Here is a 22,074-nt window from a genome sequence, read left to right on the forward strand (position 1 = left end):
ATTATGCTACAATGGCTTTTTTATTAACAAAACAAATGGGGGAGTGACACTATGAGACAAATAGCTATTTACGGTAAAGGCGGCATTGGCAAGTCCACCACCACCCAGAATACGGTGGCCGCTCTGGCCGAGGCGGGCAAAAAGGTACTGGTTGTTGGCTGCGATCCCAAGGCTGATTCCACCAGGCTGTTGCTTCACGGTTTAAACCAAAAAACCGTTTTGGATACCCTCAGGGATGAGGGGGAGGATATCGACCTTGAGGATATTATGCGGCTGGGCTTTGGAAACACCAGGTGCGTGGAATCCGGCGGTCCCGAACCCGGAGTAGGTTGCGCGGGCAGGGGGATCATCACTTCCATCAGCATGCTGGAGTCGCTGGGGGCTTACACCGACGATTTGGATTATGTCTTTTATGATGTACTGGGCGATGTGGTTTGCGGCGGCTTTGCCATGCCCATTCGAGAGGGAAAGGCTCGGGAAATATATATCGTGGCTTCCGGGGAAATGATGGCCATGTATGCGGCCAACAACATCTGCAAGGGCATCAAAAAATTTGCCGATACCGGTGGTGTAAGATTGGGCGGGATCATCTGCAACAGCCGGAAAGTGGATAACGAATACGAACTCCTGAAGGCATTCGCCGAGGAACTTGGCTCGCAGCTGATCCACTTCGTGCCCAGGGATAACATTGTGCAGAGAGCCGAAATCAATAAGAAGACGGTGATCGATTATGATCCGCGGGCCAAACAAGCAGACGAGTACAGGACACTGGCCAAAAATATTGACGAAAACCAGATGTTCGTCATTCCCAAACCTATGAGCCAGGACCGGCTGGAGGAATTGATGATGAGTTACGGTATCCTGGACTGATGTTTTTCCCTGGACAAAAAGAATTTCTAAAATTAAGGAGTGATGTTTATGTACATGATCAGAGCCATCGTCCGACCGGAAAAAACTAATCTTATCCTGTCCGAATTAAATAGTGCAGGTTTTCCGGCGGTAACCAGGATCGACGTGGTCGGCCGCGGCAAACAAAGGGGAGTAAGGGTCGGCGAAGTGGTTTACGACGAGATACCCAAGGATCTACTTATGCTGGTTGTGCAGGACGAAAAAGATAAAGAAGATGTGATCAGCATCATTGCCAAGTACGCCAGAACCGGAGAAAAAGGCGCCTTCGGCGACGGCAAGATCTTTGTGAGCACGGTGGAAGAAGCATATACCATCAGCAGCGGCACCAAGGGGCTTTAAGGGGGGCTACCATGAAAGAAATTATAGCGATAATTCGGATGAACAAGGTAAACCTTACCAAAAAAGCCCTGGCCGATATCGGGGTCTGTGGAATGCACGCCATGAAGGTGATGGGCCGGGGTAAAGTACACGTTGATCTTTCCGTGCTGGATGAACTGGGGGCCAGAGAGGAAATTGGGGCCATTGTGGCGGACAGCTTGGCCAAAGGGCCCCGGTTGATTCCCAAGCGGTTGTTGACAATCCTGGTGCAGGACCGGGATGTAAAAAAAGTTGTAGACACGATTGTTAATGTCAATAAGGAAGGCAACCGGGGCGACGGCAAAATCTTCGTCCTACCCATTAACGATGCGTTGAGGATTCGCACCGGTGAACGCGGTGAGGAAGCAATTTAGCATCCATGATGCTTTGCGGCTATTATTAACAACAACTTGCGGGGTTTCAATGTTCCCCGGCAAACTTATTTTCCGGATATAAGGAGGCGGTTATATGGCTGTCAATGAAAAAGCGCTCGAGGAAATACTGAACAAGTACCCGGCCAAGGTCAAAAGAAACCGCAAAAAGCACATTGTGATCAGAGACGCTTCGCAGGGCCACCAGGAAATCGAAGCCAACACCCGTACCGTCCCGGGGATTATCACCAACCGCGGCTGCGCCTTTGCCGGCTGCAAGGGAGTGGTTCTGGGCCCGCTGAAAGATGTGGTTCACATCGTTCACGGCCCTATTGGGTGCGCCTACTACAGCTGGCTGACCCGGCGCAATAAGGCCAAATCAGAAGACCCGAAGAAAAATTTTCTCACCTACTGCGTCTCCACCGATATGCAGGAAAAAGATATTGTCTTTGGCGGCGAAAAGAAATTGGCTAGAATGATTGACGAAGTGGTGGAAATATTTAAGCCAAATGCCATTACCATCTCCGCCACCTGTCCCGTGGGTTTAATCGGTGACGACATTCAGGCCGTGGCCAGGGCGGCGCGGGAAAAGCATGGCATTAACATCACCGCTTATAACTGCGAGGGTTATAAGGGAGTAAGCCAGTCCGCAGGCCACCACATTGCCAACAACGGTTTGATGGAACATGTAATCGGAGAAGGCGACTGGGAGGAACCGCCCGGCAAATACACCATCAACATATTGGGCGAATATAACATTGGCGGCGACAGCTGGGAACTGGAAAGGATTTTAAAGGATATCGGCTACCACGTCCAGGCCGTGATGACCGGCAACGGCTCTTACGAAGACCTGAAAAACGCCCACGTGGCGCAATTGAACCTGGTTCAGTGCCACCGTTCCATCAACTACATCGCTTCCATGCTGGAAACCAAGTACGGAACGCCCTGGTTGAAGGTAAATTTTATCGGCATCCGGTCCACTATCGAATCATTGCGTAATATGGCTCTTTACTTCGGCGACCCGGAGCTGATTAAACGGACCGAGGAAGTCATCGCCAGGGAACTGGCGGTGATTGAGCCGCAGTTGGAACCGTATAGAAAGATTTGCGCGGGCAAAACAGCATTTTGCTTCGTGGGAGGCTCCCGGGGCCATCACTACCAGGGTTTGTACGAGGAACTGGGCATTAAAACGGTGTTGGCGGGCTACGAGTTTGCCCACCGGGACGATTACGAGGGCCGGGATGTGCTGCCCTACATTAAACCCGATGCGGACAGCAAAAACATTCCCGACCTGCATGTTACCCCGGACGAGCGGCGCTACCGCCTGAAAATACCCAAGGAGAAAATGGAAGAGCTGAAAGAGAAGCTGCCGCTATGTCACTACAAAGGCATGATTCCGGACATGAAAGACGGCAGCGTTATCGTGGATGACCTAAACCATTATGAAACCGAAGAATTCATCAAAGTCCTCAAGCCCGATATTTTTTCCTCTGGGATTAAGGACAAATATATACCTTATAAAATGGGCATACCTTCCAAGCAGTTGCACAATTATGATTACAGCGGGCCTTATTACTGTTTTCGGGGTGCCGTAAACTTTGCCCGGGACATCTGTATGAGTTTTACCTCGCCTACCTGGAATTTTGCCGTTCCACCCTGGAAAGACAGACCGCTGCTGGAAGGAACCATTGCGGAGTGCGCTGCCGGGGAAACTTGCGCCGGGTGAGAATAATTTAAGGCGCCCGTTTTAGTAATGGCCCGAGACAGGCGTTAAATGACTGTACTACGATGACAGGAATTGAGAGAGAAGGAAGGAGTGTAAAATGTTAGACTGTACACCCAAAGAAATCAAAGAACGCAGCGGCGGAGTAATTAATCCCGCCAAGACGTGTCAACCCATCGGGGCTATGTATGCCGCTCTTGGTATTCGCAACTGCCTGCCTCACAGCCATGGTTCCCAGGGTTGCTGCGCATATCACAGGTCGCATCTTACCAGGCATTTCCGGGAACCCATCATGGCCACCACCAGTTCCTTTACCGAAGGGGCTTCAGTGTTCGGGGGCGGTGGTAACCTGAAAACGGCGATCAAAAATGTTTTTGCCATCTATAATCCCGATGTGATGGCAATTCATACCACTTGCTTGTCCGAAACCATCGGCGACGATATCCCGACGATTATAAAATCAGCCGAGATTCCCGAAGGCAAGCTGGTTATCCATGCCAATACGCCCAGCTACCAGGGTTCCCACGTTACTGGATTTTCCAACATGACGAAGGCCATGGTCAGTTACCTGGCGGAAGCTACTTCGGAGACCAAGAAGGAGCAGGTCAATATCATCCCCGGTTTTGTCAACCCCGGGGACATGAGGGAAATCAAGCGGCTGGTCACCAAGATGAGCATCAAATTCATCATGTTCCCCGATACTTCAGGTGTTCTGGACTCACCCATGACCGGCAAATTTGTCATGTACCCCGGAGGGGGCGCCCGGGTGGAAGAGATCAGGGACTCGGGCAACTCCATGCTCACCGTTGCCCTGGGCGCCTATGCTTCCAGCGATGCCGCCCACCTGCTGGAGCGAAAATGCAACGTGCCCGCCATGACTCTAAAGACACCTATTGGCATTAAGGCCACGGATGAGTTTTTGATGACGCTGCGGGGCAAGTTTGTCCGGGAGGTGCCCTACGCGCTGGAAGAGGAGCGGGGCCAGCTGGTGGATGCTATGATTGACCTCCACCACCAGTTCCACGGCAAAAAGGTGGCCATCTTCGGCGATCCGGATATCGTAATTGGTTTGACTGAGTTTGTTTTGAGCTTGGGTATGCGGCCCGTCCATGTGTTGACCGGCACTCCCGGGGGAACACTGGGCGGCCCCCAGGACATTTTTGAAAAGGAAATCACTGAGATGCTGGCTAAAGCGGGTATCGAGGGCAGGGTGAAAGCCGCCGGCGATTTGTTTGAACTGCACCAGTGGATCAAGAATGATCCGGTTGATTTGTTAATTGGCAATACTTACGGCAAGTATATCGCCCGGGCGGAGGATATACCTCTGGTGCGGGTGGGATTCCCCATTCTTGACCGGGGCATGCACCACTATATGCCCATCGTGGGTTACAGGGGGGCCATGCGGCTGGTGGAAATGATCAGCAATGCCCTGCTGGACCGGAGGGAACGGGATGCCGCCGATGAGGATGTTGAACTGGTAATGTAGGATCACACTTTATTATGGAAAGATGTGATGATATGTCTACGGTAAATTTATTAAAAGATCAGTTGGTTGAAGAAAGAAAGTCTTTCATTGTGGTGAAAGGCAGGCAAAAAAACCAGTTGAAATGCGAAGCAGATAGCATTGCGGGGTGTGTGAGCCAGCGGGCCTGCGTTTACTGCGGTGCCAGAGTGGTTTTAAACCCGGTCACCGACGCCATCCACTTGGTGCACGGCCCCATCGGTTGCGCCAGCTATACCTGGGATATCAGGGGCAGCCTGAGCAGCGGGTCCGAGTTGTACCGCAACAGCTTTTCCACGGATTTAAAAGAAAACGACGTGATTTTCGGCAGTGAGAAGAAACTGGCCCGGGCCATTGACGAGCTGGTGGAAAAATATAACGCCGGCCTGGTTTTCGTTTATTCCACCTGCGTGGTGGGCGTGATCGGCGACGACCTGGAGGCGGTGTGCCGGGCGGCGGCCAAAAAGCACGGCATTGAGGTAATTCCCGTCCAGTCCAGCGGCTTTATCGGCAATAAATCGGCGGGTTACCGGGCTGCTTGTGACGCGCTGCTCCGGCTGATCGAACTGCCTGCTGGTAAACTCCCGGGCCGAACAGCCGGCTCCGGGGGGAGGAGCGTCAATTACCTGGGCGACTTTAACCTGGCCGGCGAGGCTTGGATTATCACTAATTACTTGAAGAGCATGGGAGTCGATGTGAATGTGGTGTTCACCGGGGATGCCACCCACCAGTCCTTGAAAAAAGCTGCAACGGCGTCGCTGAATATCATGCAATGCGCCGGTTCCATGGCTTACCTGGCCCGGCGGATGGAGGAGCTTTATGGCATCCCGTACCTGAAGGTTTCCTTTCTGGGCTTGGAGGATACCTCGGCGTCCTTGCGGAAAATTGCCGCCGCTTTCAAAGACCCGGAAATGATGCGCCGGGCGGAGGAACTTATCGCCAGAGAAACGGCCGGGGTCAGGCCGGTCATAGAGCAATACCGGGAAAAGCTTCGGGGGAAAAAGGCTGCGATTTACGTGGGCGGTGGATTTAAAGCCATTTCGCTGGTTAAACAGTTCAGGGAAATCGGTATCGATGTGGTGATGGTGGGTACCCAGACCGGCAGGGAAGAGGAATACCAAACATTACATGACATTGCCGATGACGGAACGGTCATCCTGGACGACGCCAACCCCTCGGAATTGGAAAAATTTATGTTGGAAAAAGGCGCCCACCTCCTGGTGGGCGGCGTCAAGGAGAGGCCGCTGGCTTACAAGCTGGGCGTGGCCTTTATCGATCACAACCACGACCGCAAGCACCCGTTGAGCGGGTTCGTGGGCGCGATTAATTTCGCCCGGGAAGTTTATTCAACGGTATGCTCCCCGGTCTGGAAATATACCCGGGGCATGGGAGGTGTTTTACATGCACAGGAATGAGGTTAACACCCGGCACTGCCGGAACGTCAACGAGAACCCTTGCAATATGTGCATGCCCATGGGCGGGATTCTCCCCTTCAAGGGAATCGAGCAGTCCATGGTGATTATCCACGGGTCCCAGGGTTGCAGCACGTACATGCGCCGGCATATCGCCGAGCATTTCAACGAACCGGTTGACGTGGGTTCTTCCTCCCTCAATGAAAAGGGGACCATTTACGGCGGCGCCGGAAATCTAAAACAGGCCCTGGACAATATCCGGAAGGTATACCGGCCCCGGCTGATCGGCGTGCTCACCTCTTGCCTGGCGGAAACAATCGGCGAGGATATCGACGGAATAGCCCGGGATTACCTGCATGAACGGGGACTGGCGGACTTCCCCCTGGTTACCGTTTCCACGCCCGGCTACGGGGGCAGTCATGCCGAAGGTTACTGGCTGGCGGTTAAAAGAATTGTCGCCAAACTGGCCCGGCCAACTGAAAAGCATGCCGGCATCAATGTCATCGTCCCCAATCTTAGCCCCGCCGATATCCGGGAAATCAAGCGGATCTTGGAGCTGATGCGGGTTAAGTATACCCTGGTACCCGATTTTTCGGATACCCTGGATAGTCCTTACACCCGCACTTACAAAAAAATACCCGAGGGGGGCACCAGGCTTGCTGATATCGAGCAAATGCCCGGGGCTGCGGCCACCATCCAGCTGGGTGTGACGGTGGATGAAAGTATCTCGCCGGGGCATTATCTACAAAACGAATTCGGCGTACCCCTGTATAACCTGCCCGTGCCCATGGGCATTGAAAATACGGACTTGCTGGTTAACCTGCTGGCCCGGCTGACCGGCGGCAAAATACCCGTCATCCTGGAGCAGGAAAGGGGCCGGCTGTTGGACTGCATGATTGATTCCCATAAATACAATGCCCGGGGCAGGAGCGTGGTCTTCGGCGAGCCTGAGCTGGTATACGCTGTGGTTAAGGTGTGCGTGGAAAACGGAGTTTTTCCGGCGGTGGTGGCAACGGGCAGCAGGAGCGCCAGGCTGGAGGAGTTGCTCAAGCCGGTGGTGGCGGAGTGTCCCCTTGAAGTGCGCGTTGTAAATGAGGCTGACTTCACCCGAATCCGGGCCTGTTGCAGGGATATGGGTGTTAATATCGCCATCGGCCATTCGGACGGCAAATATCTGACGGAAAAAGAAGGCATCCCGCTGGTTCGGACCGGTTTTCCCATCCACGACCGGGTAGGGGGGCAGCGGTTGCTGTCGGTGGGCTATGTGGGCACCACCATGTTTTTGGACCGGATTACCAATACGCTGCTGGAAAATAAACTTAAAAACTACCGTTCCTCCATGTATCAAAAATTTTACCGGGGAGTTGAAGAAAATAATCAATGCTCTGTAGGAAGTTGAGGTGGAGAAATTGGCCTGTGGCTGTAACAGAAACTTAAGGGATGATCTAACGGAAGCCAATGCCCTGGAAAGGATTGCAAAACACCCCTGCTTTTCCTTTGAAGCCCACCGCAAGTACGCCAGGATGCACCTGCCGGTAGCGCCCCGGTGCAATATAAGTTGTAATTATTGCAACCGGAAATTTGATTGCGCCAACGAAAGCAGGCCCGGGGTGACCAGTGAAATCCTCACACCGTTACAGGCGAGGGACAAATATCTCCTGGTACGGGAAAAAATTGATCATCTGAGTGTGGTGGGAATCGCGGGCCCTGGTGACGCGCTGGCCAACTGGGAAAAAACCAAAACAACCATTATGTTAATCAAACAGGTTGATCCGGATGTGATTTTTTGCCTGTCGACCAACGGGGTAATGTTACCGGAATATGCCCGGGAAATCGTAGATCTCGGCATCAAGCATGTCACTGTCACGGTAAATTGTTTGGACCCGGAGACAGGAGCCGGGATTTATAAGTATGTTTACTACAAAGGCCGGAAATATCAAGGACCTGCAGGAGCAGAAATCTTAATTAGAAATCAACAGACAGGTATAGCTTACCTGGCGCAACGTGGGGTTATAGTTAAAGTAAACATTGTGATGATCCGGGGAATCAACGATGGCCAAATTCCCGCTGTTGTACGTAAAGTTAAAGATCTAGGCGCGTTTATAACTAATATTATGCCCCTGGTTCCCGCCCGGGGGAGCGTATTTCAAGATTTTGCCCCCACAGACACCGAAGAATTGAACCGGATGCGAGACGTTTGCGGGTTGGAACTGCGGCAAATGCGCCACTGTAAACAGTGCCGGGCCGATGCCATCGGACTGCTGGATGATGACAGGTCTCAGGAGTTCAGCAAGGCTTCCCTGGAAGAAAAGCCGGCCGCAGGTGATGGGCGCGCTCAAAAACAAAATATCGCCGCTGCATCGTAAGGAAGAAAAATAACTTTTGGGGAGAATGAGGTATATGGCTGTTGATATTGCGGTATATGTGGGCGAGAACGGTGAAACCGCTTCCCTGAAGGACCGGGGGAAAATAGTGGTATTCCGAAAAATGCAAAACAAATGGAATGTATTGAGGGAAAGGGAATTTAACCCGAGTGCCAGCCAGGGGATGAAGGAATTGCGCCGGATGATGGAAGAGGTCATGGATTTTCTGGCAGAATGCAAAATCTTCGTGGGACTTTCGGTTACAGGGATACCTTTTTTTGAATTGGAAAGATCCCGGCGCGTGGTTTGGGAAATGCAGGGCAAACCCGGCGATTTCCTGGATTATATCCTGGCCAGGGATGAAGAAGAACGGCAACTGGAAGAACAAAAAACCGAAACGGTGCCGCCGGCCCCGGTGGAAACATCCGCCGGGTGTTACCGGATTTCCATCAAGGAAATTCAGGAAAAAAACCTGGGTGTTACCTCAAAACAGGTGCTGCTGCCGTTTCTTCGCCAGGGGAACTTTTATGAATTGAAAGTGCTTTGCAATCATATCCCCCCGTGGCTGGAAGCAGAATTTTTGTCCGGGAAATTATGCAGTAATGTTAATGAACTTGGTACCGGAGAGCTGGAAATTACGATAACAAAAAGTTGTTGCCACTGATTACAGTGAGAAGTAAGGAATGATTAGCTGCTCCGAGGGGCTTTGCTTTAGCAAATTAGCTTTGCTTATATACCATACAGGCTTTCCAGGTAACATATCCCGGTATTTGTTCTGAAATATTTCTTTTTAATGGTTTTGACTTGTTCTTTTCTAAATTCATCTTCAAAGATATTTACGAGAAAATCCGCTTCGACAAGAATTTGAAAGTCTATATCGTCTATTTTGCTGTATGTATGATGGTTGGCTATCAAATGACTGACTCTGTCAATGAAATCTTGACTAAAATTCAATTCCTGCAAAATATTACGCGCTACAGGTGGCCCTTCCATCTCCTGGTACTTCCCGGAAGATGATGAGTATTTTCTTTCACTTTCTTTGATTCCAATATCATGTAAAATAGCGGTTACTTCAAGTATCCTAAGTTTTTCTACTGGAATGCCCTCAAGTTCACCGATGCTTTTTGCGAATGCATACACCTTCAAGGCATGGTTTACGCGCTTAACATCACCGTCAAAATATAAGATCATTTTTTTTATAGTTTCACTGATAATACTAGTCATATAACTATCGCCACGCCTTCCCTCTTTTAGTTTTATTGCTATTTCAGAACAGGTATTATTAGCGGGTATTATTATAAATGCCAGCGGTGGGCAATGGGCATGCGGCGGCCCGGCCCGAAGGCCCGGGAAGTTATCCTGAGCCCGGGCGGGGCCTGCTGGCGTTTATATTCAGCTCTGTTTACCCGTTGGATGATATCCAGCACCAGTTCCTTGCTATGGCCCATTGCCACAATTTCATCGATAGGCTTTATTTCTTCTATATAGGCTCTGAGAATTTGATCCAGCACCCGGTAAGGGGGCAGGCTGTCCTCGTCCTTCTGGTCCGGCCTCAGTTCAGCGGAGGGTGGCTTGTTAATTACGCTCCGGGGTATGATCTCCCTCTCCCTGTTGATGTATTCTGCCAGTTTATAAACCATTACCTTGGGCACATCCGCCAGCACGCTCAATCCCCCGGCCAGGTCTCCGTAAAGGGTGCTGTAGCCCATGGCCATTTCCGACTTGTTCCCGGTAGTCAGCACCATCTGGCCCTCCCGGTTTGAGATGAACATGAGGATGTTGCCCCTGATTCGTGCCTGTATGTTTTCCTCCGCCAGATCCATAATGGGGCTGCCACCCGGGTTTAACTCTTCAATGTAAGATTTAAACATATTTTCAATGGGAATTACCCGGTATTCGATGCCCAGGTTTTCGGCCAGCGTCCGGGCGTCGTCCTTGCTTCCTTGCGAAGAATAGCGCGAGGGCATGGAAACCCCCACTACATTTTCCGGGCCAAGGGCATCCGCCGCCAGTGCGGCGGTTACCGATGAGTCTATCCCCCCGCTGAGGCCGACGATGGCCCGGGTAAAGCCGTTTTTATAAAGATAATCCCTGGTGCCCAGTACCAGCGCGTTGTAGATCCAGCTAATATCTTCGCGACCGGCCCCACCGGCTTTTTTTTCATGAAGTGCGCCTGTATTTATAACAACAAAGTCTTCCGTAAATTTTTTCAGTTCTAAACATATTGTGCCCCCTCTGGTTATGACAACACTGGAGCCGTCAAAAATCAGGTGATCGTTGCCCCCTACCTGGTTGACGTAGATTATTCCAACCCGGTGTTTGGCAGCCACCTTGCACAACATATCGGTGCGCAGGGCGTGTTTCCCGTAATGATATGGTGATGCGGACAGATTTATAATCAATTCCGCGCCCTGCCTTACAAGCTCCTCCACGGGATCGACATCATAGCGCTGGCGGTTCCAGTAGTCCTTATCGTTCCAGATGTCCTCGCATACCGTAACACCTAGTTTGACTCCTTTAAATTCTATGGATTTCCTTTCTTTGGCGGGTGTAAAATATCTTTTTTCGTCAAATACGTCGTAAAAGGGAATTAGGCTCTTGTGTTGTATGCCGGCCAGTATACCGTTATGTAATAATACTGCTGTATTGTATAGATCATTATCTTCGCGAAAGGGAACGCCCAGCAATACACCAATGTTTTCGCTGACAGAAATGATTTTTTGTAAATTATTTTCCACTTCATCAAGGAATTCTTTACGCAAAAGAAGGTCTTTGGGCGGGTAACCGGTAAGGGTAAGTTCGGGAAATACCACCAGGTCTGCTCCAAAAGACCTGGCCTTGTCGATATATTCAATAATTTTACCGGCGTTGTGTTGCAGATCACCCACCACGGGGTTTATCTGGGCCAGGGCGATATACATGCTCACACTTCCTGTTTATATTCTCATATTATTGATGATTTTTTCCATAAAAAATACCCGGTATTCGTGAAGAATACCGGGCTCCTTTGCCCCGTTTGAGATGTCGGCATCGACTCTCAATAAATGATAAGTGGTTATTAAAATTATATAATAATTTTAAGCAAAGGTAAATATTTTGATTGCTGGGCGCCAAAAAAGATTATTCTCGCGGAATATTTGAATAATGCTAATTGAACGAGGCATTTTTAAATTTATTTCCATAAATATTTTTAAAAAAACTAATTGCTTTTTGAAAGCTTTTGATTTACACTATCATTAGTAAAATTAAATATTAATACAACGGCGTATTATTAAGTGGCGATGAAGCCCGCAAGCAGTTTGAGAGTTTAAACTTGCTTGTGGGCTTTTATGCTTTACCGACAATGATGTTGGTAATCCGGCGAGGAAGCCGGCAAAAGGTTTGATTAAAACCTTTTGCCGGCTTTTATTTTTATAAAAAAATAATTAATTAAAAGGAAGGTAGATAAGTTATGGACAAACATGATGTAATCTCTGAAGCCCGGGAGAAAGGAGTCAAGTTCATTCGCTTGCAGTTTACCGACCTGCTCGGGGTGCTGAAAAATGTTGCCATCACCATTGACCAGCTGGAAAAGGCTCTGGATGGTGAATTGATGTTTGACGGTTCCTCCATCTACGGCTTTACCAGGATTGAGGAGTCCGACATGTACCTGCGTCCCGATCCGAACACGTTCGTGGTATTCCCGTGGCGGCCCAGAGAGGGTGCAGTGGCCAGGCTGGTATGCGATATCTACAATCCCGACGGGACGCCCTTTGACGGCTGCCCCAGGGTGACCCTGAAGCGCATGCTTTCCAAGGCCGCGGAACTCGGATATACCATGCAGGTGGGGCCCGAGCTGGAATTTTTTCTGTTCCGCCTGGATGAGCAGGGGGTTCCAACACTGACAACCCATGACAATGCCGGTTATTTTGACCTCTCGCCTGTGGATCTCGGGGAGCAGGCCCGCAGGGAGATAGTGCTGACGCTGGAGCAGATGGGCTTTGAGATCGAGGCCTCCCACCATGAGGTGGCGCCGGGCCAGCATGAAATTGATTTTAAATATTCCGATGCCCTGGATACCGCTGATAAGATTGTGACTTTCAAGTTCGTGGTAAGAACCATTGCCCAGCGGCACGGCCTGCATGCCACATTCATGCCCAAACCGGTTTATGGGATCAACGGCAGCGGCATGCATACAAACCAGTCGCTATTTAAAGGGGATGAAAACGCTTTCTATGATCCCGGTGATCCTATGCAATTAAGTAAGGAAGCATATTATTACATCGGTGGGCTGCTGAAACATGCCCGGGCGCTGGCCGCCGTCACCAATCCCACCGTCAATTCTTACAAGCGCCTTGTGCCCGGTTATGAGGCTCCGGTGTACCTGGCCTGGAGCGGCCGCAACCGCAGCCCGCTTATCCGCATTCCGGCCAAGCGGGGCCAGAGCACCAGGGTTGAACTGCGCAACCCGGACCCGTCCTGCAACCCCTACCTGGCGCTGGCGGCCTGCCTGGCAGCCGGTCTTGACGGCATTGTCAACAAAATCGAGCCGCCGCCGGCATGCGACAAAAACATTTACCAGATGTCGGAGGCTGAACTTAAAGAGTTGGGTATCGGTTCCCTCCCTGGCAGCTTACAGGAAGCGTACGCCGAGCTGGCCCAAAACGAAGTGATTAAAGGTGCTTTAGGGGAACACATTTACGAGAAATTGACCGAGGCCAAGCGGAAGGAATACGACAGCTACCGGACCAGGGTGCACCAGTGGGAAATTGATCAATACCTGACCTTGTTTTAGGCGTTAATTACCCGAATGTATTGTTTGTAACACCCCGATATGGAAGTCCCGACATCTTGCTGAGGTGTCGGGACTTTTCGATTATACGGTTTTGCAAGAAGGATAACGCCGCAGTAATTATCTGCGGCGTTATCTTACTCGATTTTACTGTATGGTTTTTAAATGGCAGCTTCCCCGGTTTCGCCGGTGCGGATGCGGATGGCATTGTCGATCTTGTAAGTAAAGATCTTGCCGTCGCCGATCTCCCCGCTCCTGGCCGCCTGGCTGATGATCTTCACCACTTCATCGACATCTTCATCTTTGGTTACAATCTCCAGTTTCACTTTCGGCAGCAGGTTGATGCTGTACTCAGTGCCGCGATATACCTCTTTGCGTCCCTTTTGCAAACCGCAGCCGATCACCTGGGTGACGGTCATGCCATGGATGCCGTATTTGTTGAGAGAGTCTTTTACGTCCTCCAGTTTTCCCGGACGCAGGATACATTCGATTTTAGTCATAGCCTACTCCCCCTTGAGTTAAGATATTGGACACGGGATTTAAATCTTCGCCGGATTCATGGAACCCGTAGCCTGGACGCTCGCTCCGGTTAATTTCATATCACCGAACGGAGATCCGGATACAAAATCCGTGTAAGCGTCTTCACCGTGCTGGGTGATGTCAAGGCCGGCATCCTGCTCTTCATCGCTGGCACGGAGTTTAATAACGGTGCCAACTACTTTTAGGATGACGAAGGTCCCTACAGCAGCGATTGCCCATGAAGCAACGATACTGATAATTTGAATAACTACCTGGTTGGGGTTGCCGTAAAACAGCCCTTGACCCAATTCATTAACTGATGGATTGGCAAAGAGACCGGTGGCCAGAGCACCCCAGGTGCCCCCGATGCCATGTACGCCAAAGGCGTCGAGAGAGTCATCATAGCCCAACTTTGCTTTCAGAACGCTGACCGCCAGGTAGCATACCACCCCGGCCACAAGGCCGATGATAATGGAAGCCATGGGGTCGACAAAGCCGGAAGCGGGAGTAATGGCTACCAGTCCGGCCACCGCACCGGAAGCAGCGCCCAGGACGGTGGGCTTGCCGTGGCGGATCCATTCAGCCACTACCCAGGAAAACGCAGCCGAGGCCGTAGCCAGGTGGGTTACCACAAATGCGCTGGCTGCCAAGCCGTTTGCGCTTAGAGCGCTGCCGGCATTAAAGCCGAACCAGCCGAACCACAGGAGAGCGGCCCCGAGTACGGTAAAAGGCAGGTTGTGTGGGATCATCGGCTCGGTGCCGTAACCTTTACGCTTACCGATAACAATACAGGCCACCAAACCGGAAACACCGGAGAGGATGTGGACGACGGTACCGCCGGCAAAATCGAGAGCACCCAAGTCACACAGCCAGCCACCACCCCATACCCAGTGGGCCACGGGGTCATAAATCAGTGTCGTCCAAAGGATCAGGAAAGCCAAAAAGGCCGGAAAACGCATCCTTTCCGCAATAGCCCCGGATATAAGAGCTGCGGTGATAACTGCAAACATCAACTGGAAGACCATAAAGGCCTGGTGCGGGACCGTTGTGGCGTAAACATCGCTGGGTACAAGGCCGACGCCTCTCAGCCCAATCCAGTCAAGGTTGCCGATTAAGTTGTTTACGTCCGGGCCAAAGGACAGACTGTAGCCCCATAGAGCCCACTGGATACTGATCAATACCATTGCGAAAAAGCTGTACATTATAGTGCTGAGGACATTTTTCTTCCGGGACAAGCCACCGTAGAAAAGTGCCAGGCCGGGGAGCGTCATCAGCATGACTAAGGCAGCTGATATCAAGACAAATGACGTGTCACCGGTGTCAATTTTCGGAACTGCTTCCTCCGCCCAGGCCAAAGCGGGGATTGACATCGAACCAGTAAGAGCCATAAATATAGTCCTGAATAGCCTGTTCTTCATTTTCTTTAACCCCCTTATTTGATTTTTTAAATAAGTGATTTCGCTGCAAAAACCGGTACTTGTATCCGGTGCTCCGGCGGTATCAATTAACGGAAATTCTAACAGAAATTTGCCTGAGCGCTGTCGCTATGGTGTTTTTGCAGTTAATTCACCAAGTTCTTCGGGAACCGATCGAATAAAACGCTTCCTCCAGAAGCTGGCGCCTCGGCTTCTGCAAGATGCGCTTATTAATCCGGTTCCCGCTATATAACAGAAAACGCCCTCGCAACAGGGTTTAAGCCCTGTGTTGAGAGCGTCGCTGCCCAATCTAATTACATCATTGTGATCTTAAACAAAAAACGCTTATTAAGAAGATAATTCTTCTTAATAAGCGTCCTTGCCTTTTGACACACCGTTGTATCTTGATTATTATTCATTAACTTACTTTCAATATTATTATACTTGTAATTTTGTTGAAGTCAATAGTTTTTATCAACACTCTTCCCGGGCGGTATTAGGACATCACCGGCCTTGATACTGCTTCGTGTCTGACCTAATTTTCATCTCAAAGGACCGGTTTTCAATTATCACGGAAACCAACATTCAAGGCCCTTCCGATCTGGTGATTGAAGTCCTCTCACCATCCACCCAAAAATATGATCGCAAGCAAAAGAGTCAATTATATTATGCCAACGGAATCAAAGAATACTGGATCGTCGATCCGGCCCTGCAACTTGTCGAGGTGTTTGTTTCAGGCGAAAACGAATGGAACCGCGCCGGTGTATACGATGACAAAAGTCATAATTCCGGCCGTTACCAATTTGCGTTTTGAGCGCGAAGGTTTGCCAACCTGTCAGCTTTACCCAATGCCTGATACCAACTTGGGAGGGTGCGGCTAGCCCCCGTCCGACGAATTTATTTTTGTTTAACGTTATTATAATCTTACATGGGAAACGTGGCAATGGCACATGAAAAAAATCCACGGAGATTCCGGTGACAGCCGGAGGAGGGTGCTAAATAATGATATAAAAAAGCCAACTTCATATGAAGTTGGCCTTTGATATGGGGGCATTAATGGCTTGCGCCGGGATTAAATCCTTTCTTTTTTCCGCCGCCGAGGGCATTATCCAGATAGCTGAACAGTAAGGCAATTCCGATCCCGCAGGCCAATGCGATTAATACCGCGATAAACCCGTATGTTGGCCCGTCATATGTTGCCTCGCGGCTTAGCCATTTAACCATACCGACACTGTTCACCTGCAGCGGTGCGCTTGCAGTGCCGACCAGCTTACCTTCCTTGACGGCATAAACCGTAACGGTACACTTTTCATGGGGAATATTAGGTGGCAGCTTTACGTTGGCTTTGAACCTGGAATTGGTGACCTGCACGGCGTTTTCCTTGACGGCATATAACCCGCTTTTTTGGTAAATATTGATAAGCGAGCTGACATATCTATCGGAGTCTTGCTTGGGCAGTTCAACCGGGCCGCTTTCCGAATGTTTATATACTTTGGCGCTGGTATAAATTTGCTTGAAGTCTCTGGAAAGACCCAATTTTTTCTGCAGTTCGCCTGGCAGCTGGTCCAGAGAATCGGAAGTAATAACCTGGTACAGTTTGGGGGCAGCGGTTACGCTAACATTTTCAACATTCATCCAGAAAAAACCCAGTCGCCCTTTTTTATTTAGCTCCAACATCGAATCATTGGGTGAGGCAACTTTGATATATACCCGGGCATGGTCGGGCACTGTTCCTAAAATGGACAATTCCGTTCCCTGAAAATTAAATCCTATATCGACCCGGTCGGGTGAAACATTTACACTGGTATCCGCAGCCCAGGCCAGGCTGATCCATGTAAGCACAAGCACTAATGCCAGCATCAAGATTATACTTTTTTTCATTAATGACCGCCTCCCATTACGATCATGGTGGAAGGGGTTACTACAAGATCGACCAGTATTTTTACCATGACTAGAAGCACGATTAACGAAAATACCACGCGTAACTGTTCGCCCTTGAGCTTTTTGCCGAGTTTGGCGCCGAACTGGGCACCTATGGAGGAACCGATTAACAAAACTATGGCCAGTACGAGATCGACCGTATGATTTATAGCGCTCTGGGCTAGGGTGACGTTTATGGCGGTGAAGATAATGACAAATATACTGGTGCCAACCGCATTATGCGTGGGCATGCCGATAAGATAAATCATGACCGGAAGCATGATGAAACCGCCTCCAACGCCCATCAGCGCCGAAAGTATGCCTATGAGAAGTCCAAGGACGAAAAGCGCCAGCACGGAGCTCTCGATGCCGGAAACCTCAAAATACATTCGCATGGGTAGTTTATTCATAAAGCGCGTTACGGCGGAGGTCTTTTTGATTTTATGTGCGCCGGCTTCTTTTGTTTTCAGCTTTTTCAAAGCGGTGATGCTTTCAATAAACATAAATGTGCCCACCAAAAACAGCATCACCACGTAAGCCAACTTTAACACGAAATCAAAATTTCCAAGGGATCGGAGCATTTTAACCAGGACAGTGCCTATACTACCGCCGACCAGCCCGCCTACCAGGATAATAAAGCCCAGTTTAAAATCCACATTTTTTTGCCTGCTATGGGCCAGGGTTCCCGAAGCGGATGCCGCTACAATCTGGTTTGTGTCGCTCGCCACAGCTATAGCCGGTGGAACACCCAACATCATCAACAAGGGGGTCATCAAAAACCCACCGCCTACGCCAAACAAGCCTGAAAGGAGTCCAACAGCGCCACCCAGTCCGAGGATCGTAAAAACAGAGATGGGCATTCTGGCTATGGGGAAAAAAATGTCCATATTGATCCCTCCCTATTGCAATCTGGCCACGTAGTTACGTCTTGGCTCGGGCTCCTTTTCGATAAGTATTTTGGTGTAGTACTTGATGATCAGGTTGTAAACGGTAGTTCCGAAAATCATTATGATCAGCAGCAGGGCCGTGATGCCCCATGTAAAATTTTTAACCTGGGCATCTTCTTGGGTATAAACTTTACCCTCAGCGTCTTTCCAGGCATAGATCTCCTTGGTATCTGGGTTTTGCTTTACAATTACGTGCTTGGACGGATTGTAATAGTGTGGAAAAATTTCTGATTTAAGTAAGTTAAGTCCCAGCCAGAAAAGTAAAATGGAAAAAACAAATATCCCGCAACTCAATGCTAAACTGAATTTATTTAATTTTTCTTTGGATATTTCCGTCATTTTTATTCCCCCTGTTCATTTTTTTGCAAGATAAGATAATCGGTTAATCCCACCCCCTAAAAGGTTTGTGAAAGTGAAAATGTTAATTAATATATTTTGAATAAAGTAATGAGCAAAAAAAATGCCAGCCCCGGGTTTAAAAATATTACCCCGTAAGTACTGGTTTTACACACAAAAAGCAGTCTGCTTGTAGATTAAATTCCCGTCTGTTATTATTTTGGGCAAAATTATCCCCTATGAATGGGCAAATATTGCCCTCATAATAAATTATATTCTTTCATTTTGGCGTATAATGACCTGCGATTTAAGCCCAGTGCTTTGGCCGTTTCCTGCCGGTTCCACTGGTTGTCGTTTAACGCTTTTAAAATAACCTGTTTTTCTACATCGGCGACTATTTCTTTTAAGGTCCTACCATTATTAACAATTATGGAGGTATTGGCATTGCCGTTGCCGAGCACAAGGTCACCATTACCCGACAATGGCAGGTCCTCCAGGAGGATCGCCGGGCCACGGCTCATTACAACAGCCTGTTCGCAAACGTTTTTTAATTCCCGCACGTTTCCAGGCCAGTTGTAATTTTTTAATACCGCCATTGCCTCTTTGGAGATGCCGGAAATATCTTTATTATACTTGCGGGCTGATTTACTCAAATAATAATTAAGCAACAAAGGTATATCTTCTTTTCTTTCCCGCAAGGGGGGGAGTTTTATGTTTACCACATTAACCCTGTAATAAAGGTCTTCGCGAAAATTTCCCTCCTCCACCATCTGCTTGAGATTCCTATTGGTGGCGGCTAGAATGCGAACGTCTACCTTGATGCATTTGGTGCCGCCAACCCGTTCAAATTCTTTCTCCTGCAGCACGCGTAGCAATTTAACCTGGGTATGCGGGGACAATTCACCTATTTCATCTAGAAAAACAGTTCCGTTGTGAGCCAGTTCAAATTTACCCGGCTTTTGGTAGATAGCTCCGGTAAAAGCGCCCCTTTCATGTCCAAAAAGTTCGCTTTCCATTAAATGTTCCGGTATGCTGCCACAATTGATTTTAATAAAGGGCCGGTTGCGGCGCCTGCTATTGTTGTGGATGGCTCGCGCCACCACTTCCTTGCCCGTACCGCTTTCCCCTTGAATCAACACGGTAATATCACTATCCGCCACCTTGCCGATGACTTTAAATATATCCTGCATATGCCTGGATTGCCCGATGAGGTTATCCACTGAATCAGCTTCATGGTCAAGTTCCTCTCTCAAAGTGGCAACTTCGGAAACCAGTTGCTGCATTTTCACCGCTTTTTGCACGGTAATCAGCAACTCATCCAGGTTCAAAGGTTTGTTGAGATAGTCGTGGGCGCCTTGTTTCATAGCCTGAATGGCGATTTCCGTGGTGCCGAAAGCGGTCATTAATATTACCGGTACGTGGATGCCCATGTTTTTAAATTCTTCAATCAACTGAATTCCATCCGCGTCTGGCAGCCTGATGTCCAGTAGTATCGTATCGGGAGTTTTGGATTCCAGAATTTCAATCGCATCTTTGGCATTATAGGCCAGCCAGGTTTCAAAACCGGCATCTTCCAAAACGTCTCGCAGCAATTCGCACACGCCTTCTTCATCATCAACTATGAGCACTGTTGACATTGTCATCACCCCTGTTGAATTGTGGTAGGAAGAGTTTAAATGTTGTTCCTTGATTGACTTTGCTTTCAACTTGAATAGATCCGTTGTGCGCCTGGATGATTTCATGGGCTATTGATAGCCCCAATCCCGTTCCTTTGGATTTGGTTGTAAAAAAAGGTTCAAATATATGGGGAATAACATCTTCGGGAATACCGCAACCATTATCTTTTACAGCCACAACTAGCATCCCTTTTTCGATATCATGCCAGGTTGAAATCTCCATTTTGCCCTTTCCTTCCATAACCTGGTAGGCGTTGTATAAGATATTTGAAAGCACCTGTTCAATCTGATGCGAGTCAATAACAGCAAGGGGCAAGTTTTCTTCGAGATTGCAGGTTATTTCAATGTCGCCACCGTGTGCATCGGTAAAAAATTGCACCAGCCTGTTGATCAAAGAATTAAGATCGCACGCTTTCAATATCGCCTTTGAAGGCCGGGCAAATTCCAATAGCTGGTCGGTCAGTGAAGCGAGGCGGCTTAATTCCCGGTTTACTATATTTAATGACTTGGTGGTAGGAACGTGGCCCCTATTCCAAAACTGGATATACCCCGTTATTGATGTTAACGGGCTTCTAATTTCATGGGCCACGCCGGCAACCAGTTTCCCCAGTGCGGCCAGTTTTTCCTGCCTGTTTACGCTTTCCTGTAAGCGCACCATCTCGGTAATATCCCTGAAATGCAACAGTGCTCCGACCAATTCCTGCCTGACGTTGATCATTAATGAGGTGCTGATCAGTAGATGCCTTGACACGTCCGGTGAAGGTTTATAAATAACATCCACATCCTTTACCGGTTTGTCGTTAAGAGTGTTTATAAGATAATGAGTAAAGGGGGTGTCTTTACTTAAGATTTCGTTTATTTTTTTGCCGAGACACGAACTGTCAAGATTTAGCATTCGGCTGGCCGCCATGTTAAAACTGATGACCCGTTCATCTATATCTATGGTTATTATCCCGTCATCGATGCTGGTTAGAATCAGGTTATTATAGTTCTCCACATCAATCAACTTTTTAAACATATCGTTTATGGCGTCGGTGATCTGTCCTAGCTCGCCCGTCGCCTTGGGTAGCATATAGGTAGGATCATTACCCATGATGTTTAATCCCTTTTTAATATCGTTAACGTTCCTGGCAAATTTGTTTATTAAACTGAACGCTCCGCCAAAACCTAAAACGATGCCGATAACAATGATTCCGTAAACAACCTGCTGTATTTCATCAACTTTCATGTAAATTTTCTTAATGTTTTCATTGGCCCAGACAGCACCGATAATTTTTCCATCCCTAACCAACGGTCGGTATGTTTCCAACTGCCCGTTTTCAGCCTGCCCCAAAATTTCAAATACCGTTTTTTTACTTTCCAAGGCATCATCAAAATTGCGCTTTCTGCGTGCGGAAAAGTTCTCATGTAAATGCTGGTTATTGCCGTCCAATATTACATCAAAATCACTGGAATAAAAGCCTATATCCAATCCGGGATACTTCTGCCTGGCTTTATCCACAATAGGTTTCAGGGCTTGGTTAAGCGCCTTTTCCTGGTCACGCCTGGGCAGTTCCTGCACGTTTAACCCGGTAAGAATAGTTGCAAAAGATCCGTTCAGATTGTTATCCAGGTAATCCATTGCTTCTTCCAGTACTTTTCGATGATTTTTAATCATGCCCAGCTCGGTGGCATGGACCATGTGGAAAAGGTAAATTGAAAGCGCTATGGGAATCATTAGTAATATGGCTATTAAAATAAGCAGTTGGTTGATAAAGCCCTCGTATTTGATTTTAAGTTTCATTGTCCAATTACCCCTTTTATGAATGCCGGTAATTTATTATAACATTTTGCAAGTTACTTGTGGGATATTTT

20 protein-coding genes are annotated in these 22,074 nt (G+C 48.8%); 11 read left to right on the plus strand and 9 right to left on the minus strand.

Features of this window, described 5'->3' with window-relative positions; all coding sequences use genetic code 11:
- Positions 1-51: 51 nt before the first annotated feature.
- The 9 genes from nifH to IT084_RS08190 all read left to right on the plus strand — a co-directional run bounded on the left by nifH (position 52) and on the right by IT084_RS08190 (position 9,300).
- Positions 52-870 carry a nitrogenase iron protein gene (nifH, locus tag IT084_RS08150; protein ID WP_195712356.1) on the plus strand — a complete coding sequence of 273 codons (819 nt, stop codon included), beginning with the start codon at positions 52-54 and terminating at the stop codon, positions 868-870.
- Between the two features lie 48 nt (positions 871-918).
- Entirely contained in the window at positions 919-1,248 is a 330-nt protein-coding gene (locus tag IT084_RS08155; RefSeq protein WP_195712357.1) for a P-II family nitrogen regulator, read from the plus strand.
- Between the two features lie 11 nt (positions 1,249-1,259).
- Positions 1,260-1,640 (plus strand): P-II family nitrogen regulator, encoded by a 381-nt coding sequence (locus IT084_RS08160; protein ID WP_195712358.1) that lies wholly within the window; start codon positions 1,260-1,262, stop codon positions 1,638-1,640.
- Positions 1,641-1,734: 94 nt separating this feature from the next.
- Positions 1,735-3,363, plus strand: coding sequence for a nitrogenase molybdenum-iron protein alpha chain (gene nifD / locus IT084_RS08165; RefSeq protein WP_195712359.1), 1,629 nt, complete (start codon positions 1,735-1,737; stop codon positions 3,361-3,363).
- Between the two features lie 97 nt (positions 3,364-3,460).
- The gene (nifK, locus tag IT084_RS08170) at positions 3,461-4,846 is read left to right on the plus strand and encodes a nitrogenase molybdenum-iron protein subunit beta (protein WP_195712360.1); all 1,386 of its coding nucleotides are present in this window, start codon (positions 3,461-3,463) and stop codon (positions 4,844-4,846) included.
- Positions 4,847-4,878: 32 nt separating this feature from the next.
- On the plus strand, positions 4,879-6,276 hold the full coding sequence (gene nifE / locus IT084_RS08175) for a nitrogenase iron-molybdenum cofactor biosynthesis protein NifE (protein ID WP_195712361.1): 1,398 nt from the start codon (positions 4,879-4,881) through the stop codon (positions 6,274-6,276).
- Positions 6,263-7,672 (plus strand): nitrogenase component 1, encoded by a 1,410-nt coding sequence (locus IT084_RS08180; RefSeq protein WP_195712362.1) that lies wholly within the window; start codon positions 6,263-6,265, stop codon positions 7,670-7,672. Before nifE ends, IT084_RS08180 begins: the two co-directional genes overlap by 14 nt.
- 10 nt (positions 7,673-7,682) lie before the next feature.
- Positions 7,683-8,639: a nitrogenase cofactor biosynthesis protein NifB gene (gene nifB / locus IT084_RS08185; RefSeq protein ID WP_195712363.1), complete on the plus strand. Its 957-nt coding sequence runs from the start codon at positions 7,683-7,685 to the stop codon at positions 8,637-8,639.
- A 34-nt stretch (positions 8,640-8,673) separates the two neighbouring features.
- On the plus strand, positions 8,674-9,300 hold the full coding sequence (locus IT084_RS08190) for a Fe-only nitrogenase accessory AnfO family protein (protein WP_195712364.1): 627 nt from the start codon (positions 8,674-8,676) through the stop codon (positions 9,298-9,300).
- 65 nt (positions 9,301-9,365) lie between these two features.
- Here IT084_RS08190 and IT084_RS08195 read toward each other — a convergent pair whose 3' ends face one another.
- Together IT084_RS08195 and IT084_RS08200 are read right to left on the minus strand one after the other, a co-directional pair.
- Positions 9,366-9,860: an HD domain-containing protein gene (locus IT084_RS08195; RefSeq protein ID WP_195712365.1), complete on the minus strand. Its 495-nt coding sequence runs from the start codon at positions 9,858-9,860 to the stop codon at positions 9,366-9,368.
- A 71-nt stretch (positions 9,861-9,931) separates the two neighbouring features.
- Positions 9,932-11,557 carry an NAD+ synthase gene (locus IT084_RS08200; RefSeq protein WP_195712366.1) on the minus strand — a complete coding sequence of 542 codons (1,626 nt, stop codon included), beginning with the start codon at positions 11,555-11,557 and terminating at the stop codon, positions 9,932-9,934.
- Positions 11,558-12,087: 530 nt separating this feature from the next.
- On the opposite strand from IT084_RS08200, the gene glnA reads away from it, so the two are divergent.
- Entirely contained in the window at positions 12,088-13,410 is a 1,323-nt protein-coding gene (gene glnA / locus IT084_RS08205) for a type I glutamate--ammonia ligase (protein WP_195712367.1), read from the plus strand.
- 158 nt (positions 13,411-13,568) lie between these two features.
- On the opposite strand, the gene IT084_RS08210 is transcribed toward glnA, so the two are convergent.
- The gene (locus IT084_RS08210; protein ID WP_195712368.1) at positions 13,569-13,907 is read right to left on the minus strand and encodes a P-II family nitrogen regulator; all 339 of its coding nucleotides are present in this window, start codon (positions 13,905-13,907) and stop codon (positions 13,569-13,571) included.
- 39 nt (positions 13,908-13,946) lie between these two features.
- Positions 13,947-15,344, minus strand: coding sequence for an ammonium transporter (locus tag IT084_RS08215; RefSeq protein ID WP_195712369.1), 1,398 nt, complete (start codon positions 15,342-15,344; stop codon positions 13,947-13,949).
- Between the two features lie 523 nt (positions 15,345-15,867).
- Between IT084_RS08215 and IT084_RS08220 the strand changes: the two genes are divergently transcribed.
- Complete coding sequence (locus IT084_RS08220) at positions 15,868-16,155, plus strand: Uma2 family endonuclease (RefSeq protein WP_195712370.1); 288 nt, start codon at positions 15,868-15,870, stop codon at positions 16,153-16,155.
- Between the two features lie 239 nt (positions 16,156-16,394).
- Here the strand turns inward: IT084_RS08220 and IT084_RS08225 are convergent, their stop codons facing one another.
- From IT084_RS08225 to atoS, 5 genes are all read right to left on the minus strand, one after another.
- Positions 16,395-17,222, minus strand: coding sequence for a TIGR02186 family protein (locus IT084_RS08225; RefSeq protein WP_195712371.1), 828 nt, complete (start codon positions 17,220-17,222; stop codon positions 16,395-16,397).
- Positions 17,222-18,148: a sulfite exporter TauE/SafE family protein gene (locus tag IT084_RS08230; RefSeq protein ID WP_195712372.1), complete on the minus strand. Its 927-nt coding sequence runs from the start codon at positions 18,146-18,148 to the stop codon at positions 17,222-17,224. Before IT084_RS08230 ends, IT084_RS08225 begins: the two co-directional genes overlap by 1 nt.
- A 12-nt stretch (positions 18,149-18,160) precedes the next feature.
- Positions 18,161-18,547 (minus strand): hypothetical protein, encoded by a 387-nt coding sequence (locus IT084_RS08235; protein WP_195712373.1) that lies wholly within the window; start codon positions 18,545-18,547, stop codon positions 18,161-18,163.
- Between the two features lie 257 nt (positions 18,548-18,804).
- Positions 18,805-20,181, minus strand: coding sequence for a sigma-54 dependent transcriptional regulator (locus IT084_RS08240; RefSeq protein WP_195712374.1), 1,377 nt, complete (start codon positions 20,179-20,181; stop codon positions 18,805-18,807).
- Positions 20,159-22,003 (minus strand): two-component system sensor histidine kinase AtoS, encoded by a 1,845-nt coding sequence (gene atoS, locus IT084_RS08245; RefSeq protein ID WP_195712375.1) that lies wholly within the window; start codon positions 22,001-22,003, stop codon positions 20,159-20,161. The genes IT084_RS08240 and atoS overlap by 23 nt, the downstream gene beginning before the upstream one ends.
- Positions 22,004-22,074 lie beyond the last annotated feature (71 nt).

The sequence above is a fragment of the Desulfallas sp. Bu1-1 genome (assembly GCF_015594625.1).
Classification (GTDB): Bacteria; Bacillota; Desulfotomaculia; order Desulfotomaculales; family Desulfallaceae; genus JADNRQ01.

Excerpts from the sequence above, each read along its gene's own strand:
- nifD (WP_195712359.1), top strand. The coding sequence starts at position 1,735 with ATGGCTGTCAATGAAAAAGCGCTCGAGGAAATACTGAACAAGTACCCG.
- IT084_RS08210 (WP_195712368.1), bottom strand. The coding sequence starts at position 13,907 with ATGACTAAAATCGAATGTATCCTGCGTCCGGGAAAACTGGAGGACGTA.
- atoS (WP_195712375.1), bottom strand. The coding sequence starts at position 22,003 with ATGAAACTTAAAATCAAATACGAGGGCTTTATCAACCAACTGCTTATT.
- nifH (WP_195712356.1), top strand. The coding sequence starts at position 52 with ATGAGACAAATAGCTATTTACGGTAAAGGCGGCATTGGCAAGTCCACC.
- IT084_RS08155 (WP_195712357.1), top strand. The coding sequence starts at position 919 with ATGTACATGATCAGAGCCATCGTCCGACCGGAAAAAACTAATCTTATC.
- IT084_RS08200 (WP_195712366.1), bottom strand. The coding sequence starts at position 11,557 with ATGTATATCGCCCTGGCCCAGATAAACCCCGTGGTGGGTGATCTGCAA.
- nifE (WP_195712361.1), top strand. The coding sequence starts at position 4,879 with ATGTCTACGGTAAATTTATTAAAAGATCAGTTGGTTGAAGAAAGAAAG.
- IT084_RS08195 (WP_195712365.1), bottom strand. The coding sequence starts at position 9,860 with ATGACTAGTATTATCAGTGAAACTATAAAAAAAATGATCTTATATTTT.
- IT084_RS08230 (WP_195712372.1), bottom strand. The coding sequence starts at position 18,148 with ATGGACATTTTTTTCCCCATAGCCAGAATGCCCATCTCTGTTTTTACG.
- IT084_RS08225 (WP_195712371.1), bottom strand. The coding sequence starts at position 17,222 with ATGAAAAAAAGTATAATCTTGATGCTGGCATTAGTGCTTGTGCTTACA.
- nifK (WP_195712360.1), top strand. The coding sequence starts at position 3,461 with ATGTTAGACTGTACACCCAAAGAAATCAAAGAACGCAGCGGCGGAGTA.
- IT084_RS08240 (WP_195712374.1), bottom strand. The coding sequence starts at position 20,181 with ATGTCAACAGTGCTCATAGTTGATGATGAAGAAGGCGTGTGCGAATTG.
- glnA (WP_195712367.1), top strand. The coding sequence starts at position 12,088 with ATGGACAAACATGATGTAATCTCTGAAGCCCGGGAGAAAGGAGTCAAG.
- IT084_RS08180 (WP_195712362.1), top strand. The coding sequence starts at position 6,263 with ATGCACAGGAATGAGGTTAACACCCGGCACTGCCGGAACGTCAACGAG.
- IT084_RS08235 (WP_195712373.1), bottom strand. The coding sequence starts at position 18,547 with ATGACGGAAATATCCAAAGAAAAATTAAATAAATTCAGTTTAGCATTG.
- IT084_RS08160 (WP_195712358.1), top strand. The coding sequence starts at position 1,260 with ATGAAAGAAATTATAGCGATAATTCGGATGAACAAGGTAAACCTTACC.
- IT084_RS08190 (WP_195712364.1), top strand. The coding sequence starts at position 8,674 with ATGGCTGTTGATATTGCGGTATATGTGGGCGAGAACGGTGAAACCGCT.
- IT084_RS08215 (WP_195712369.1), bottom strand. The coding sequence starts at position 15,344 with ATGAAGAACAGGCTATTCAGGACTATATTTATGGCTCTTACTGGTTCG.